Here is a 14,872-nt window from a genome sequence, read left to right on the forward strand (position 1 = left end):
TAGTGCCCCCGCCCACCGACCCACGACGCCTCTGCGCGCCGGCACCCCGTTTCGGCACGCCGAACGTGACAGGATTCCTTGCCCGCCCCTCCACCTCTTTTCCGATCGATTACCTACATCAAATGCGGAACTGATTCACGCACAGATCAAATCCAATTCGATTCAACCGTGAAAAATCACCTTGCCACACGGCCAAATGAAATAAGCCTTATTCCAGCGGGTCATTCCCACCCCAACCCGACACCCGGGCAGCGCGCCCTGAAAATGAAAACGGCACCGGTCGCAATACCGGTGCCGTTCATTCATCCGGCCGGGCCGGAAATGAAACTTCACGCGCTGGCTATCCGACGCCGCAGCCTCGCTCCTCCCAGCACGGCGAGCATACCCAGCGCGAGCCCCGACGGCTCGGGCACGCTCTGCGTCTCGACCAGCGCGCCGGAATAAGCCACCGTCGCCTGATAACTGCCCGTCGAGCCGATATTACCTGCGGTCGCCGCATTGAACGGCTGACCCAGCAGACCCGAGCCAAAGCCGAGGATCGCCAGGTAATAGGTGTCCTCGACGGCGACCTTGTAGTTGAAATAGGAGTCCGAACCGAAATAGTCGTCGTTGTACGCCACCACCTGGCCGGTCGAGTTGTACAGCGCAATGAACGGATCGAACTGCGTCGCCAGGGTGACTGCGATGTTGCCCCCCGTCGCAAAGCGACCCAGGTCGTAGAAATCGTAGTCGGCCTTGCCGCCCGGCAGATTGCCGACGATCGCGCCCGAAATGACCTCGGTACCCGTACCGGCGATTCCGACGTATTGGGCCAGCGCTATCGATCCGTTGTTTTCCTTTTCGGCGACCAGCGCAAAGGCGGGCAGGGCGACCGTCATGGCGAGAATGGCCGCGAGTTTTTTCAACACGAATATCCCCTCGAAAAATGAAAACCGCGATTCAGCAACATCCATGCCAAAAAATAAAAGCCAATTAAGTTCAAATATTTGAATAAAATAACCACATACCCATATCGGGAATTGTAAAAAAGCCTGACCCCATTTCGGGTCAAATAGCCATTCGAATTGTCCGCCCCGCGTCGCGCCCCCCGCCTCACGCCGACGCGCATGGGGTGCCTCACCAACGCGCGGGCGGCGTTCGTCCGTGTGACGCCCGGGTGATAGAATTCCGGTTTGGACCTTAGCAGGGTGAATCCCGATGGAATTTACTGAACAGCTTCGCGTTGAAGTCCAGCGCTCCGTGGCGGCCTCCCTGGCCGAAGACATCGGCACCGGCGACCTCACCGCCCGACTCATTCCCGTCAGCCGCATGGCCCGTGGCCGCGTCATCACCCGCGAGGAAGCCGTTCTGTGCGGAACCGCGTGGTTCGACGCCGCCTTCACCGCCCTCGAGCCCGACGCCTCGGTGATCTGGCACGCCCGCGACGGCGAGCGCCTGAAGCCCGGCCAGCTGCTGTGCGAGATCGACGCTTCGGCCCGCGCCCTGCTCACCGCCGAGCGCACCGCGCTCAATTTCGTTCAGCTGCTCTCCGGCACCGCGACGCTCACCGCCACCTTCGTTCAGGCGGTGGCCGGCACCAAGGCCAAGATCGTCGACACCCGCAAGACCCTGCCGGGCCTGCGCCTGGCCCAGAAGTACGCGGTCAAGGTCGGCGGTGGCACCAACCATCGCATCGGCCTCTACGACGGCATCCTGATCAAGGAAAACCACATCATCGCCGCCGGCAGCATCCAGGCGGTGATCGAGAAGGCCCGCTCCTACGCGCCGTCCAACGTGTTCATCGAGGTCGAGGTCGAGAACCTCGGCCAGCTCGAGGAAGCCCTCGCCGCCGGCGCCAAGATGATCCTCCTCGACAACATGAAGCTCGACGAGATGCGTCGGGCGGTCGAGATCACCGCCGGCCGCGCCGAGCTCGAAGCCTCCGGCGGGGTGAATCTCGAACGGGTGCGCGCGATCGCCGAGACCGGCGTCGACCGCATCTCGATCGGCAGCCTGACCAAGGACGTGCGCGCCATCGACCTGTCGCTGCGCCACGTCGAGGAAGACTGAGTCGTCCCTCACCGCGCGGGGCCCGGCGTTCGCCCGGGCCCTTTCGTTTTTTCCGCCCCCGAGCTTTACGCCATGCCCATCGAATTCGACGGCCCCGTCTCCAGCGCCAACGCCACCACGCTGCGCCAGGTGATCGAGGCCCTGCTGCAGCGCATCCAGGCCCGTGACGCCGACCTCGACCTGTCGGCCCTCGGTCGCATCGTGGTCACCGACACCCTGCAGGCGGCCGAGCAACGCTTCGGCGCCACGCCCGTCGCCGGCGAGCATCTGTCGCGCATCGTCGCCGACGGCACGCGCTTCGCGCTCCTCTTCGACGGCGCCCGGCTGTGGCAGATCCTCGAAGGCGACGGGGCCGAAATCGCCCGCCTGATCCATCACCTGCACAAGGAATGCTGGCGCCTCCACGATGCCGCCCGCCCCGCGCCGGAAGCCGACGCCCAGGACGCCCCGCTGGCCCGCGCGCTGGCGCCCATCGTCGCCGCCATGTGGCAGGAATACCGCATCAACCGCCGCAGCGCGTGGTCGCTGCCGGCCGACTCGGACCTCCTGCTCAATCACCTCGCGGCACTCGTCGAGGCGCTACCGGCCGCGATGCAGGAGGAAATCACCCTCTACTACGCCGATCAGAATCTCGACGAGCTGTTCGCCAAGAGTCTCGGTCGCATTGCCCACCTCATGCAGGCGATGGCCCACGTACAGGGCTACCTCGACGGCATGGGCCAGCCCCTCGCCGCGGTGAGCGCCGAGATGCACGCGCGGGTCGCCCAGTCGTTCCTGTCGCCCCTGTGGCTGACCACCGCCCAGCACCTCGCCGCCGGCCACGGCATCGCGGCCGGCGAACTGGCCGACGCGCCGCTGCGCCGCGACGTGCAGGCCGCGTTCGCCACCTTCGGCCTGCAACTTCGCGAGAGCGACGACGGCGACGTGTGGGTGGACGTGCAGCCCCTCACCCGCCCCGAAACCCTGCACTGATCCCGTGCAACGTCCCGGCCAACGCGAAATCCCACGCGTCCGCCGGGCCGTTTTCCGACCGGGCGTCGGCGATCAACCGGGATTGCGCTTCGCCCAAGCCATCTGCTCGCGCCTGCCCCACGCCAGCATGTAACTCTTGGGCATGTACTTGCCTTCCTCGTAGAGCTTGCGGCGACTCGGCGAAGTGGAGGTGGCGTTGTCGATCTGACTGCCGCCGCTGCTCACGTAGAACAGGTGCGCGCCACCGTCCTCCGGAATCTTGCGCAGGTAGGCGAGGCGCGGACTGATCTCGTCCAGCGCCGGGTCGTAGAACCAGCTGGCGCCGAACATCCCCAGCAACTGCGGCATGCGCTCGTAGAGCTCGGCGCAGCAACGGTAGCAGGCGTTCCAGCCCTCTTCGTTGAAATCGTCCAGATCCGACAAGTGGGTGTGGATCTGCACGTAGGGCTTGAAGCCCCCCATGCCCATGATCGCCTGCCCCTTCCTGACACTGGCGAGCGCCCCCTCGGTGAACAGGATCGAGCGCGGAATGCCGCAGCGGATGTCGAGCAGCTGCGCCGCGGCGGCGAACAGGCGCAGGGTGACAAGGCCGAAATCCTTGTGGAACAGGTCGCGCTCGATGTCCATCCAGTCGGCGTTGGCGGCCGTTGCGCCGGCGATCCGCGCGAGGTGCTTGAGCTGGTAATGGAGGATGCGCGGCGGCAGCGCATCGAGCCGGCCGGATTCGACCAGATCGGCAGCGCCTTGAGCCAGCGCGGCGCGCAGGAAGGTGCGAGCCCCCTCGGGGCCATGGGCGGCGCTCACCTTGCGCACCGCATCGGCGGCGGGCTCGGGGACCGTCACGTAATGCACCATGTCGCCCACTGCCGCGTAATCGGCGATGAAGCGGGAGAGCGAAACGCCATCGGGCAGCGCGCCGAGGCTGGCGGCGGCCTCGGCGGCGTGGGTACGGGCTTCGGCGGCAATGTGCTTCGGATCGGCATTTGGCATGGCATTTCTCCTGACATTCTTATCTGCGGGGGCGCCCGACGCGGCGGCGGAACCTGGCCCGAACCCGTTATAGCCGGGCCCACGGCGATCCGGCGTGAAAAAGCGTGAGCCCCGTTCAGTACGCCACGCAACGGCGCAGAAAACCCGGCGGAATACGGCCGGCGCTCAGTAATGGGGCGGAATCTCGTCGCGCAGGTCGCGCGCCTCGGCGGCAGGCGTGGCCGACTGCATCTGCTGATAAAGCTGGCGGATCTGACGCTGCAGTGCGTCGATCTGCTCCTGCTGGCGATGCACCGTCAGGTTGAGGGTGTCCACCAGATCTTCGGTGAGGGCGAGCTTGATCTCGATTTCGGTAAGCCTGGATTCCATGATGCCCTCGGCGTCAATGACAAAGGCCGGATTGTTCCAGCCCGGCGCCGTGTCGCCAAGCCTTGCCACACCGCGAACCTTGACCGATCCGCGCGGATCGCCTAAATTTGAATGGTCCCAAGGGGGAGTAGCTCTTCCGTCGGCACGTCGTCACCACGAAAAGGCGTTTCGCCCTTTCCGGCGTTCCGGGTTGTCATGCCGCGCATGGCAACGAGCAAGACCTTTGCCGCGATGGCGAAGGCACCCTTTCAGGCAGTTTGCGGCCCTTCGTCCTCGCTGGACAAAGGGCCGTTCCGCTTTATGCGCCCCACGGGGCGCGACGGAACGGCAGACGCAATCCAGCCTGGAGACAATTTTCATGGAAACAATCGGCACGTGGTGGATGTGGGCGGGCTTCTTCGCCCTGGTACTGGCAATGCTCGCCATCGACCTGTTCGCCGTCGGCGGCGGGCGCCGGCATCGGGTCTCGTTCAAGGAGGCGGCCACCTGGTCGGGCATCTGGGTCGGCGTCACGCTGGCCTTCGCCGCAGCGCTGTGGGCCTGGCTCGACGCCAGCAGCGGGCGGGAAATCGCCAACACGCGGGCGCTCGAGTTCCTCACCGGCTACCTGATCGAAAAATCCCTGGCCATCGACAACGTCTTCGTCTGGCTGATGCTCTTCAGCTACTTCGCGATCCCGCTCGAATTGCAGAAGCGCGTCCTCACCTACGGGGTGCTGGGCGCCATCGTGCTGCGCACGGCGATGATCTTTGCCGGCGCCTGGCTGATCACCCAGTTCCACTGGCTGCTCTACGTGTTCGGCGCCTTCCTGCTCGTCACCGGCGTCAAGATGTGGTGGTTCGCAGACGCGCAGCCCAATCTGGCCGACAACCCGTTGATCCGCTGGATTCGCGGCCACCTGAAGGTCACCAACCGGCTCCACGGCGAGCGCTTCTTCCTGACCCGCATTCAGGCCGGTCGTGCGGTGCGCTACGTGACGCCGCTGTTCCTGGTGCTGGTGATGGTCGAGCTGTCCGACGTGATTTTTGCCGTCGATTCGATCCCGGCAATCTTCGCGATCACCACCGACCCGTTCATCGTGCTCACCTCCAACCTGTTCGCGATCCTGGGCCTGCGGGCGATGTACTTCCTGATGGCCGGCATGGCCGACCGCTTCTCGCTGCTCAAGTACGGCCTCGCGCTGGTGCTGGTGTTCATCGGCGCCAAGATGCTGCTGGTGGACGTGGTGAAGATCCCGGTGCTGGTGTCGCTGGCCGTGGTGGCGGTGCTGATCGGTGGGGCGGTGGCGCTGTCGCTGCTGCGCGAGCGCCGCGAATTGCAGCGCCAGCACTGACCACCTCGACGCTGCCCCGGTGGCGGGCGATAATGGCGGGTTGAAAAAAGCGGCCAGTCGAGCCGCCCACGCCCGCCACCGGGCACCCCAGGAGTACCCCGTCATGACCCAGTCCCGCAAACAGCTCGAACTGCTCGCCCCCGCCAAGAACGCCGACATCGGCATCGAGGCCGTCAATCACGGCGCCGACGCCATCTATATCGGCGGACCGGCCTTCGGCGCGCGCGCCAACGCCGAGAACACCGTCGCCGACATCGAGCGCCTGGCCCGTCACGCCCACCGCTTCGGCGCGCGGGTGTTCGTCACCTGCAACACCATCCTCCACGACGAGGAGGTGGCCAGCGCCGAGCGCCTGATCCGCCAGGTGCACGAGGCCGGCGCCGACGCGCTGATCGTGCAGGACATGGGTCTGCTGGAGCTCGACCTGCCGCCGATCCAGCTCCACGCCAGCACCCAGACCGACATCCGTCACCCCGAGAAAGCCCGCTTCCTGCAGGACGTGGGCTTCTCGCAGATCGTGCTGGCGCGGGAGATGACCCTCACCGAGATCAAAAAGGTGGCCGCCGCCACCGACTGCACGCTCGAATTCTTCATCCACGGCGCGCTGTGCGTGGCCTTCTCGGGCCAGTGCTACATCAGCCACGCCCACACCGGCCGCAGCGCCAACCGGGGCGAATGCTCCCAGGCCTGCCGCCTGCCCTACGACCTCGCCGACAAGGACGGCAACCTCGTCGCCAGCAATCAGCACCTGCTGTCGATGAAGGATAACAACCAGTCCGCCAACCTGCGCGCGCTGGCCGAGGCGGGGATTTCCAGCTTCAAGATCGAAGGCCGCTACAAGGACATGGCCTACGTCAAGAACATCACCGCCCACTACCGCCAGCTCCTCGACGAGATCATGGCGGATTCGCCGGAGTACAGCCGCACGTCTGCGGGGCGCAGCACCTTCCTGTTCCAGCCGCTGGCCGACAAGACCTTCAACCGCGGCGCCACCGATTACTTCGTCAATGGCCGCACCGCCGACATCGGCGCCTTCGATTCGCCCAAGTTCGTGGGTGAGCCCGTCGGCAGCGTGATCCGCGTGGACGGCAAGCAGCGCCGCCACTTCGACACCACCAGCGCGGTCGAGCTCCACAACGGCGACGGCCTCAGCTTCTACGACCGCAAGGGCGAACTCGTCGGCCTGCGCGTGAATCGCGCCGAGAAGATCGGCGAGGACTTCCGCGTCCACACCGCCGACGCGATCCCCGCCGAGCTCTTCCCCGGCACCGGCATCTTCCGCAACCGGGACCACGAGTTCGAGAAGATGCTCGAGAAGAAATCCGCCGAGCGCCGCATCGACGTGGATGTGATGTTCGCCGAGACGCCCGACGGCTTCGCGCTCACCCTCACCGACGAAACCGGCATCAGCGTCACCGCCGATCTGCCCCACACCAAGGAGGCGGCCAAGGACGCCGAGCGCGCCCGCAGCGGCCTCATCGACAACCTCGCCAAGCTCGGCACCACCATCTTCCGCGCCCGCCACATCGAGCTGCAGCTCGACCAGGCCTGGTTCCTGCCCGCCGGCGCCATCAACGCCCTGCGCCGCGACGCCGCCGAAAAGCTCGAAGCCGCGCGCATCAAAGCCCTGCCGCCGCTGCCGCGCCGCGCGCCGGTCGAGCCGCCGGTGCCGTACCCGCAAACCGAGCTCTCCTACCTCGCCAACGTGCTCAACCAGAAGGCGCGGGATTTCTACCACCGCCACGGCGTCGAACTCATCGAAGCGGCGTATGAAGCCAACGAACACCTGGACGACGCCTCGCTGATGATCACCAAGCACTGCCTGCGCTACAGCTTCAACCTGTGCCCGAAGGAAGTGAAAGGCATCCGCCCCGATCCGATGACGCTCATCAACGGCAAGGAAAAACTCACCCTGCGCTTCGACTGCAAGCGCTGCGAGATGCACGTGGTCGGCCGCATCCGCCCGTCGGTGCTCGGCATGGCCGCGGTGCCGGTGCAGTTCCACGCCAAGGTGCCGGACGGCTTCCACGCGCCCCACTGACCGCCCATGAAAATCGCCATCGCCGTCGTCCTCCTCGCCCTCGCCGTGCTCCTCGGCCCGGTCGCCTGGCAGTTCCTGCACTACGACCCCAAGGCCGTGCCCAACTCGGGCCTGCCATGGCAGATCGAGACCCTGCCCGGCGGCGAATCCCGGGTCTTCGGCCTCGTCCTCGGGCACAGCACCCTCGCCGACGCCCAGGCCCGCTTCGGCCCCGAGATGCAGCTCGCCATCGTCGCCACCCCCACCGAGGACGGCAACGTCGAGGGCTATTACGAGAGCGTGACCGCTGGCTTCGTGGTCGGCAAGCTGATCGTCACCGCCGACCTCCCGGCCACCGTCATCGCCGGCATGCGCGAGCGCGCCCCCAAGACCGAATACATGCAGAGCACCACCCGCAAGGCCACCCTCGCCGCCGCCGACGGGGCGAGCGCGCGGGCTGCACCGATCCGGGCGATCGCCTTCATCCCCTCGGCTCAACTCGACGAGGCGGTAATCCTCGAACGCTTCGGCCCGCCCACCGAGCGCATCCGCACCAGCGAACATGTCGAGCACCTGCTGTACCCCGCCCGGGGGCTCGACCTGGCCCTCGACAGCAAGGGTCGCGAGCTGCTGCAGTACGTCGCCCCCGCGCGCTTCGCCGCCCTGCGCGCACCGCTGGCAGCCCAGGCCGGAGTGGACGCCAGGCCCTGATGGCGATGGCCAGCCAGCACATCGACCGCCGCCGCTGCGTGTCGTGCAACCGCTGGGGCGGCGAACGCCGGCCAGGTGCCGAGCCCGACACCGTCGAATACGACGAGGACAACGACCGCGGCCTGTGCCAGGACGGCCCCTGGCACAACACCAGCCGCCGCGGCCCGCGCAACGCCTGCGGCCAGTGGATCAAATGGATCGCCCTCGACGCGCCCCCCGCAGCCGAACCCGACGCCCCGCCACCGCCCACGCCCCCTACTCCATGAGCACCGACGCCGCCCCCGAATTCCTGGTCGCCTGCCTGTGCGCCGCCTGGTGCGGCACCTGCCGCGACTACCGCGCCGGCTTCGACGCGCTGGCGGCCCGCTTCCCGACCGCCCGCTTCCTGTGGCTCGACGTCGAAGACGAAGCCGACCTGCTCGACGACTACGACGTGGACAACTTCCCCACGCTGCTCATCCAGCGTGACGACGCGGTGCTGTTCTTCGGCCCGATGCTGCCCCACCACGACCTCCTGCAGCGCACCCTCGAAAGCTTCCACGCCCAGCCGCCCACCGAAAGCCTGCGCTACGCCCACGCCGACCCCGAGCGCCGCCGCTGGCAGACCGAGCGCAACCTGCGCCGCGCGCTTGCCGAACGGGACGACGCGGCGTAGCTTTCGGCAGCACAACAACCACAACGGAGACAACACGCATGGACGACTGCGTTTTCTGCCGCATCGTGCGCGGCGAACTGCCCGCCTCGAAGATTCACGAAGACGAGCACACCCTGTCCTTCATGAACATCATGGCCGCCCATCCCGGCCACGCGCTGGTCATCGTCAAGCCCCACCGCAAGGACATCCTCGAACTCGACGACGCCCTGGCGGCCGCCGTCTTCCAGGCCACCACGCGCGTCGCCAAGGCCATCAAGGCCGCCACCGGCTGCGACGGCGTCACCCTCTTCCAGGCCAACGAAGTGGCCGGCGGACAGACCGTCTTCCACTTCCACATCCACGTCCTGCCCCGCTACAACGACGACAAGCTGCTGCCCTTCTGGCCCGCCGCCGCGCCCAGCCGCGACGCCCTCGACGCGATGGCGGCCCGCCTGCGCGACGCCCTCTGACCCCGCCCCTGCCGCGTCGGCCCTTCATGAAGCGCCGGCGCGAGCCGTAGCCCCGCCAGCACGCCCCCACCGAGAGCCGCCGATGCTTTCCCACCTCAGCGCCGAAGCCCCCTTCGCCATCCTGCTGATGCTCGTCCTCGGCATGCTGATCTTCCGCCCGCTGCACGCCTGGCGCCCGTCGCTGATGAACACCGGCGTGTTCTTCCTGGTATGCCTCCTGGGCGATCTCACCGCCGGCCTGCTCGAAGGTCTGCTCCAGCCCGCCGCGCTCAACTGGCTTCGCGAGATGGCGGTGTTCGGCGAAGGCCTCGCGGTGATCCGCTACCTCGGCCTCGCCTGCTTCAGCGTGATCCTGCCGCGGATGCGGGTGAACATCTCCGGCATCCTCGCCGACATCCTGGTGATCGTCGGCTACGTCGCCTGGGGCTTTCTGCGCCTCAACCTCGCCGGCGTCGAGTTCAACCACCTCTTCGCCACCTCGGCGGTGCTCACCGCGGTGGTCGCGATCTCGATGCAGGACACCCTCGGCAACCTGCTCGGCGGCCTCGCGCTGCAGATGGACAACTCCCTCGAGATCGGCGACTGGATCCAGGTCGGCGACACCGCCGGCCGCGTCGCCGACATCCAGTGGCGCCACACCGCGGTCGTCACCCGCAACGGCGAACGGGTCGTGATTCCCAACAGCCACCTCATGAAGAACCGCTACGCCGTGATCTGCAACCGGCGCCAGGCGGTGCCGCTGCAACGCCGACTCATCAACTTCAACGTCGACCTCGCGGTCGCGCCGGCCCGGGTCTCCGCCGCCGTGCTGCACGACATCGAAACCGCGCGCATCGCCAACGTCAGCCCCCAGCCAGCCCCCGCCTGCCTGCTCATGGATTTCGGCTCCGGCTACGCCCGCTATCAGCTGCGCTACTGGCTCATCGACCCCGGCCCCGACGATCTCACCGATTCCGAAGTCCGCCGCCACATCCTCGCCGCCCTCCAGCGCGAAGGCATCCGCCTCGCCGTCTCCGACCACACCATCCACCTGGTCGAGGAGAACAAGGCCCACCGCGACGAAGTGCGCGCCCGCGAACTGGAACGGCGCATCCAGGCCATCTCGCGCATCGACCTGTTCGCCCGCCTGTCGCCCGACGAACAGGCCGAACTCGCCCACCGCCTGATCCCCGCGCCGTTCGCCCGCGGCGACACCCTGTTCCGCCAGGGCGACGTCGCCCACTGGCTCTACATCATCGTCGGCGGCGAGGCCGAAGCCTGGTGGCAGCCGCCCGACGGCGGCCCCCAGCGGCTCATCGACACCCGCGGCCCCGGCTGCATCTTCGGCGAACTCGGCCTGATGACCGGCGCCCCGCGTCGCTCCACGGTCGTCGCCGTCTCCGACATCGAAGCCTACCGGCTCGACAAGGCCGGCTTCGAGCAGATCATCCGCGCCCGCCCCGAAATGGCCGAGGGCATCTCCGACATCCTCAACCGCCGCATCAGCCGCTTCGACGACCTCGAAAAGGGCCACGCCCGCGACAAGGCCGGCACTGGCCCGCTGCGGGCCTCCGAAAGTGCCGCCCTCGGCCGCAAGATCCGCGAATTCTTCGGGCTGTAAGCCCCACCACTCCGACCCCGCCCATGCCAGACACCCTCGTCCCCCTGCTCGCCCGCGCCCTTGACGCCCGCCGCGACCTCCTCGCCCGGCTCGCCCTCGACCACACCGACGCCTGCCGGCTCTTTCACGGCACCGCCGAAGGCCGCCCCGGCCTCACCGTCGACCGCTACGGCAGCCTGATCCTCGTCCAGAGCTTCCATGCCCCGCTCAGCGCGGCCGAACTCGACGCCGTCGAAGCCTTCTACGCCGCCGCCCTGCCGGGCCTCGACCTGATCTACAACGACCGCAGCCACGCCAATTCGCGCATTGCCAACCCGCTGCCGCCCGAGCGCCAGCTGATCGCCGAAACCCGCCGCGAGTTCTCAGAGCTGGGCGTGAAGTACTTGGTCCAGGCCCGCCACGCCGGGCAGGACCCGTGGCTGTTCCTCGACCTGCGCGCCGCCCGCCGCCGCGTGATGGCGGAAGCCGCCGGCAAATCGGTGCTCAACGTGTTCGCCTACACCTGCGGCGTCGGCATCGCCGCCGCCAAGGCCGGCGCCAGCCATGTGGTGAATGTGGATTTCGCCGAATCGAGCCTGGCCGTCGGCAAGGACAACGCCCGCCTCAACGACCTGCCGATCCGCGTGCGCTTCGTGAAGAGCGACGCCTTTGCCGCGCTGCGTCAGCTCGCCGGCATCGGCCAGCCGAAGGTGGTCCGCGGCAAACGCCTGCCGCCCTTCCCCGAACTCGCTCCGCACCAGTTCGACCTGGTCTTCCTCGACCCGCCGCGCTACGCCAAGAGCGCCTTCGGCGTGGTGGACCTGATCAACGACTACCCGGCCCTCTTCAAGCCGGCGCTGCTGTGCACCAAGCCGGGCGGCACGCTGATCTGCTGCAACAACGTGGCGCAGGTGGATCGCGACGCCTGGGCCGAGCAACTGCAGCGCAGCGCAAAGAAAGCCGGACGGGAAATCCGCGAGATGGAATGGATCGCGCCGGAACACGATTTCCCCAGCCCGGACGGCAAGCCACCGCTCAAGATCCTGCTGATGCGGGTGTAAGGCTGCCGTAGCAGATCAAACAAAAACGGCAACAATCTGGCGCCGATTGTTGCCGTTTTTAGATCGAATCCCGACCGGGCTACTTGCCGGTTTCCGCCTCCGGTTCGTCTGGCGCGTTCGCATCCACCTCGCCCGCGGCCTTGGCGGCCGCCTTCGCCGCCATCTCGGCGGCGTGGGCTTCCAGCATCGCGGCACGGCTGTCCGGCGTCTCCAGGCTGATCCGCCCGATGGCGCCGTCACGGTAGTCCTGCAACAGAATCAGCGACGCCTTTTCGATGTCCAGCCCGCCGCCCTTGAGCAGGCAGCCGCGCCGGCGCGCCACCGCCTCCACCAACCCCGGGCCGTCCAGCCCATCCACCGAAATCTTGTAGCGCGCGGCCACCTGCGCCGGATAGCGCAGCAGCAGCACGCCGCCCAGGAAATTCGCCACCGCCTCGTCGATCACCGCGTTGCGGCCGATGGCATGGCTCGCCGCCAGCATGTAGCCGTCGGAATCGAATTCGATCTTCGGCCACATCATGCCCGGCGTGTCGATCAACGACGCGGTGGGCGAGAGGTCGAGCGCCTGCTGGCTCTTGGTGACGGCCGGCTCGTCGCCCACCTTGGCCACCTTCTTCTTGAGCAGCGCGTTCATCAGCGTGGACTTGCCCACGTTGGGGATGCCCATGATCATCATCCGCAGCGGCTTCAGGCGGTCGTTGCGGTGCGGTGCCAGCGGCCGGCACAGGCCCACCACCTTGGCCACGTCGGCGGGCTTCTTGCACGACAGGGCCACCGCGGTCACGCCCTTCTGGGCGTTGTAGTACGCCAGCCAGCGGGCGGTGACGTCCGGATCGGCCAGGTCGGCCTTGTTGAGAATCTTGAGGCACGGCCGCTGACGGAACAGGCGCAGCTCGCGGATCATCGGGTTGCTGCTCGCCTCGGGCAGGCGCGCATCCACCACTTCGATGACCACGTCGATGCGCTCCATGCTCTCCGCCGCCTTCTTGCGGGCCGACGTCATGTGACCGGGAAACCACTGGATAGCCATGGGCGTGCGTTGAATCAATGAAAGCCCGCCATTATCAGGGCAAAATGTCGGCCCTCGAAGGAAACTCTGCCGAAAGCCGCCCATGAACGACGAACACGTCATCTTAGATACCCGCGACTGGATCGAAAAGGCCGTCATCGGCCTCAACCTGTGCCCCTTCGCCAAGTCGGTGTACGTCAAGAACCAGATCCGCATCGTCGTCAGCCACGCCCGCCACATCGACGGCTTCCTCGAAGACCTCGACCGCGAGCTCGACCACCTGGCCGAAGTCGATCCCGAAGTCACCGACACCACGCTGCTGATCCACCCCACGCTGTTCGGCGACTTCCTCGACTTCAACGACGTGCACCAGATCGCCGACGAAGCCGTGGCCGAGCACGAGCTCGAAGGCGTCATCCAGATCGCCAGCTTCCACCCCCAGTTTCAGTTCGACGGCACCGAGCCCGACGACATCACCAACTACACCAACCGCGCGCCCTACCCCACGCTGCACCTGATCCGCGAGGCCAGCCTCGACAAGGCCGTCGAAGCCTTCCCCGAAGCCGAGGCGATCTACGAGCGCAACATGGAAACCCTGAAGAAGCTCGGCATCGCTGGCTGGCTGGCGCTCGGCATGGCCCACACGAAGCGCCAGCATGGCTAAGATCAAGCCCGCCGCCCCCGCGCGCCATCCCGACATCCGCGAAGGCCAGTCGATCGAGCTGCTGAAGGAACTCCACATCCTCACCCGCGACGGCCAGCTCAACCAGGACAGCCGGCGCAAACTCAAGCAGGTCTATCACCTCTACCAGTTCATCGAGCCGCTGCTGGCCGAGGTGCTGGCCGCAGGCGGCGAGCTCAGCCTTGCCGACCACGGTGCCGGCAAGTCCTACCTGGGCTTCATCCTCTACGACCTGTTCCTCAAGGCGCAGGGCACCGGCACGGTGTATGGCATCGAGACTCGCCGCGAGCTGGTCGAGCATTCCCGCGAACTCGCCGGACGGCTCGGCTTCGGGCGAATGGAGTTCCTCGATCTCTCGGTCGAGGAATCCACCCGCTCCGAGCAGCTTCCCGAGCGCATCGACGTGGTGACCGCGCTGCACGCCTGCAACACCGCCACCGACGATGCGATCCAGTTCGCGCTCGCCAAGCAGGCCAGGTTCGTGGTGCTGGTGCCGTGCTGCCAGGCCGAAGTCGCCAGCGTGCTGCGCAAGAACAAGAACGCCAGCTTCGGCATGACCCCGCTCTCCGAAATCTGGCGCCACCCGATCCACACCCGCGAATTCGGCAGCCAGCTCACCAACGCCCTGCGCTGCCTGCAGCTCGAAGCCCACGGCTACCAGCTCACCGTCACCGAACTGGTCGGCTGGGAACATTCTATGAAGAACGAGCTGATCATCGCCAAACGCACCGGCCAGCCGCGCAAGAACGCGATGGAACGCATCGAGGCGATCCTCGACCAGCTCAACCTCACCGAACTGCGGAGCCGCTTCGCGTGCTGAGCATCGGCCTCGCCGTGGCGGCCGCGCTGGCCCTCGCCCCGCGCCTGCCCCGCCTTCGCCAGCGCTACGACGACGCGGCACTGGCCCCCATCGACGGCCGCGCGCCGATGGCCGACGACGCCGGCCTCACCCGCACTCTCGCCGCCTGGTGCGCCGAGGGCGCCGGCACCGGC

Annotated in this window: 17 protein-coding genes; 13 read left to right on the forward strand and 4 right to left on the reverse strand. The window is 67.2% G+C overall.

The window, feature by feature from the left end; genetic code table 11:
* Nucleotides 1-329: 329 nt before the first annotated feature.
* On the reverse strand, nt 330-908 hold the full coding sequence (locus ACE3P2_RS03980) for a PEP-CTERM sorting domain-containing protein (RefSeq protein ID WP_374261308.1): 579 nt from the start codon (nt 906-908) through the stop codon (nt 330-332).
* A 289-nt stretch (nt 909-1,197) separates the two neighbouring features.
* Here ACE3P2_RS03980 and nadC point away from each other — a divergent pair, with 289 nt between their 5' ends.
* Together nadC and ACE3P2_RS03990 are read left to right on the forward strand one after the other, a co-directional pair.
* A complete protein-coding gene (gene nadC, locus ACE3P2_RS03985) occupies nt 1,198-2,049 on the forward strand; it encodes a carboxylating nicotinate-nucleotide diphosphorylase (RefSeq protein ID WP_374261311.1) in 852 nt (283 codons plus the stop codon).
* Between the two features lie 72 nt (nt 2,050-2,121).
* Nucleotides 2,122-3,021, forward strand: a complete 900-nt coding sequence (locus tag ACE3P2_RS03990; protein ID WP_374261314.1) for a hypothetical protein — start codon at nt 2,122-2,124, stop codon at nt 3,019-3,021.
* A gap of 72 nt (nt 3,022-3,093) precedes the next feature.
* Here ACE3P2_RS03990 and ACE3P2_RS03995 read toward each other — a convergent pair whose 3' ends face one another.
* The gene (locus ACE3P2_RS03995; RefSeq protein ID WP_374261316.1) at nt 3,094-4,011 is read right to left on the reverse strand and encodes a hypothetical protein; all 918 of its coding nucleotides are present in this window, start codon (nt 4,009-4,011) and stop codon (nt 3,094-3,096) included.
* A 165-nt stretch (nt 4,012-4,176) separates the two neighbouring features.
* The gene (locus tag ACE3P2_RS04000; RefSeq protein ID WP_374261353.1) at nt 4,177-4,398 is read right to left on the reverse strand and encodes a SlyX family protein; all 222 of its coding nucleotides are present in this window, start codon (nt 4,396-4,398) and stop codon (nt 4,177-4,179) included.
* 340 nt (nt 4,399-4,738) lie between these two features.
* Between ACE3P2_RS04000 and ACE3P2_RS04005 the strand changes: the two genes are divergently transcribed.
* From ACE3P2_RS04005 to ACE3P2_RS04040, 8 genes are all read left to right on the forward strand, one after another.
* Nucleotides 4,739-5,713 carry a TerC family protein gene (locus ACE3P2_RS04005; RefSeq protein ID WP_374261319.1) on the forward strand — a complete coding sequence of 325 codons (975 nt, stop codon included), beginning with the start codon at nt 4,739-4,741 and terminating at the stop codon, nt 5,711-5,713.
* Nucleotides 5,714-5,816: 103 nt separating this feature from the next.
* The gene (locus ACE3P2_RS04010) at nt 5,817-7,754 is read left to right on the forward strand and encodes a U32 family peptidase (RefSeq protein WP_374261322.1); all 1,938 of its coding nucleotides are present in this window, start codon (nt 5,817-5,819) and stop codon (nt 7,752-7,754) included.
* Nucleotides 7,755-7,760: 6 nt separating this feature from the next.
* The gene (locus ACE3P2_RS04015; protein ID WP_374261325.1) at nt 7,761-8,444 is read left to right on the forward strand and encodes a hypothetical protein; all 684 of its coding nucleotides are present in this window, start codon (nt 7,761-7,763) and stop codon (nt 8,442-8,444) included.
* Complete coding sequence (locus tag ACE3P2_RS04020) at nt 8,444-8,710, forward strand: hypothetical protein (protein ID WP_374261327.1); 267 nt, start codon at nt 8,444-8,446, stop codon at nt 8,708-8,710. Before ACE3P2_RS04015 ends, ACE3P2_RS04020 begins: the two co-directional genes overlap by 1 nt.
* The gene (locus ACE3P2_RS04025) at nt 8,707-9,099 is read left to right on the forward strand and encodes a thioredoxin family protein (RefSeq protein ID WP_374261330.1); all 393 of its coding nucleotides are present in this window, start codon (nt 8,707-8,709) and stop codon (nt 9,097-9,099) included. The genes ACE3P2_RS04020 and ACE3P2_RS04025 overlap by 4 nt, the downstream gene beginning before the upstream one ends.
* A gap of 38 nt (nt 9,100-9,137) precedes the next feature.
* On the forward strand, nt 9,138-9,548 hold the full coding sequence (locus ACE3P2_RS04030; RefSeq protein ID WP_374261333.1) for an HIT family protein: 411 nt from the start codon (nt 9,138-9,140) through the stop codon (nt 9,546-9,548).
* Nucleotides 9,549-9,630: 82 nt separating this feature from the next.
* Nucleotides 9,631-11,148: a cyclic nucleotide-binding domain-containing protein gene (locus ACE3P2_RS04035; RefSeq protein WP_374261336.1), complete on the forward strand. Its 1,518-nt coding sequence runs from the start codon at nt 9,631-9,633 to the stop codon at nt 11,146-11,148.
* A gap of 23 nt (nt 11,149-11,171) precedes the next feature.
* Nucleotides 11,172-12,188, forward strand: coding sequence for a class I SAM-dependent rRNA methyltransferase (locus tag ACE3P2_RS04040; protein WP_374261339.1), 1,017 nt, complete (start codon nt 11,172-11,174; stop codon nt 12,186-12,188).
* Nucleotides 12,189-12,267: 79 nt separating this feature from the next.
* Here the strand turns inward: ACE3P2_RS04040 and ylqF are convergent, their stop codons facing one another.
* On the reverse strand, nt 12,268-13,218 hold the full coding sequence (ylqF, locus tag ACE3P2_RS04045; protein WP_374261342.1) for a ribosome biogenesis GTPase YlqF: 951 nt from the start codon (nt 13,216-13,218) through the stop codon (nt 12,268-12,270).
* Nucleotides 13,219-13,300: 82 nt separating this feature from the next.
* Here ylqF and ACE3P2_RS04050 point away from each other — a divergent pair, with 82 nt between their 5' ends.
* The 3 genes from ACE3P2_RS04050 to ACE3P2_RS04060 all read left to right on the forward strand — a co-directional run.
* The gene (locus ACE3P2_RS04050) at nt 13,301-13,861 is read left to right on the forward strand and encodes a DUF1415 domain-containing protein (RefSeq protein ID WP_374261345.1); all 561 of its coding nucleotides are present in this window, start codon (nt 13,301-13,303) and stop codon (nt 13,859-13,861) included.
* Nucleotides 13,854-14,699, forward strand: a complete 846-nt coding sequence (locus ACE3P2_RS04055; RefSeq protein WP_374261347.1) for an SAM-dependent methyltransferase — start codon at nt 13,854-13,856, stop codon at nt 14,697-14,699. The genes ACE3P2_RS04050 and ACE3P2_RS04055 overlap by 8 nt, the downstream gene beginning before the upstream one ends.
* Nucleotides 14,693-14,872: hypothetical protein (locus tag ACE3P2_RS04060; RefSeq protein ID WP_374261349.1), on the forward strand; the 180-nt coding region annotated here is incomplete at its 3' end. The genes ACE3P2_RS04055 and ACE3P2_RS04060, both read left to right, overlap by 7 nt.

It is taken from the genome of Zoogloea sp., assembly GCF_041911615.1.
Classification (GTDB): Bacteria; Pseudomonadota; Gammaproteobacteria; order Burkholderiales; family Rhodocyclaceae; genus Zoogloea.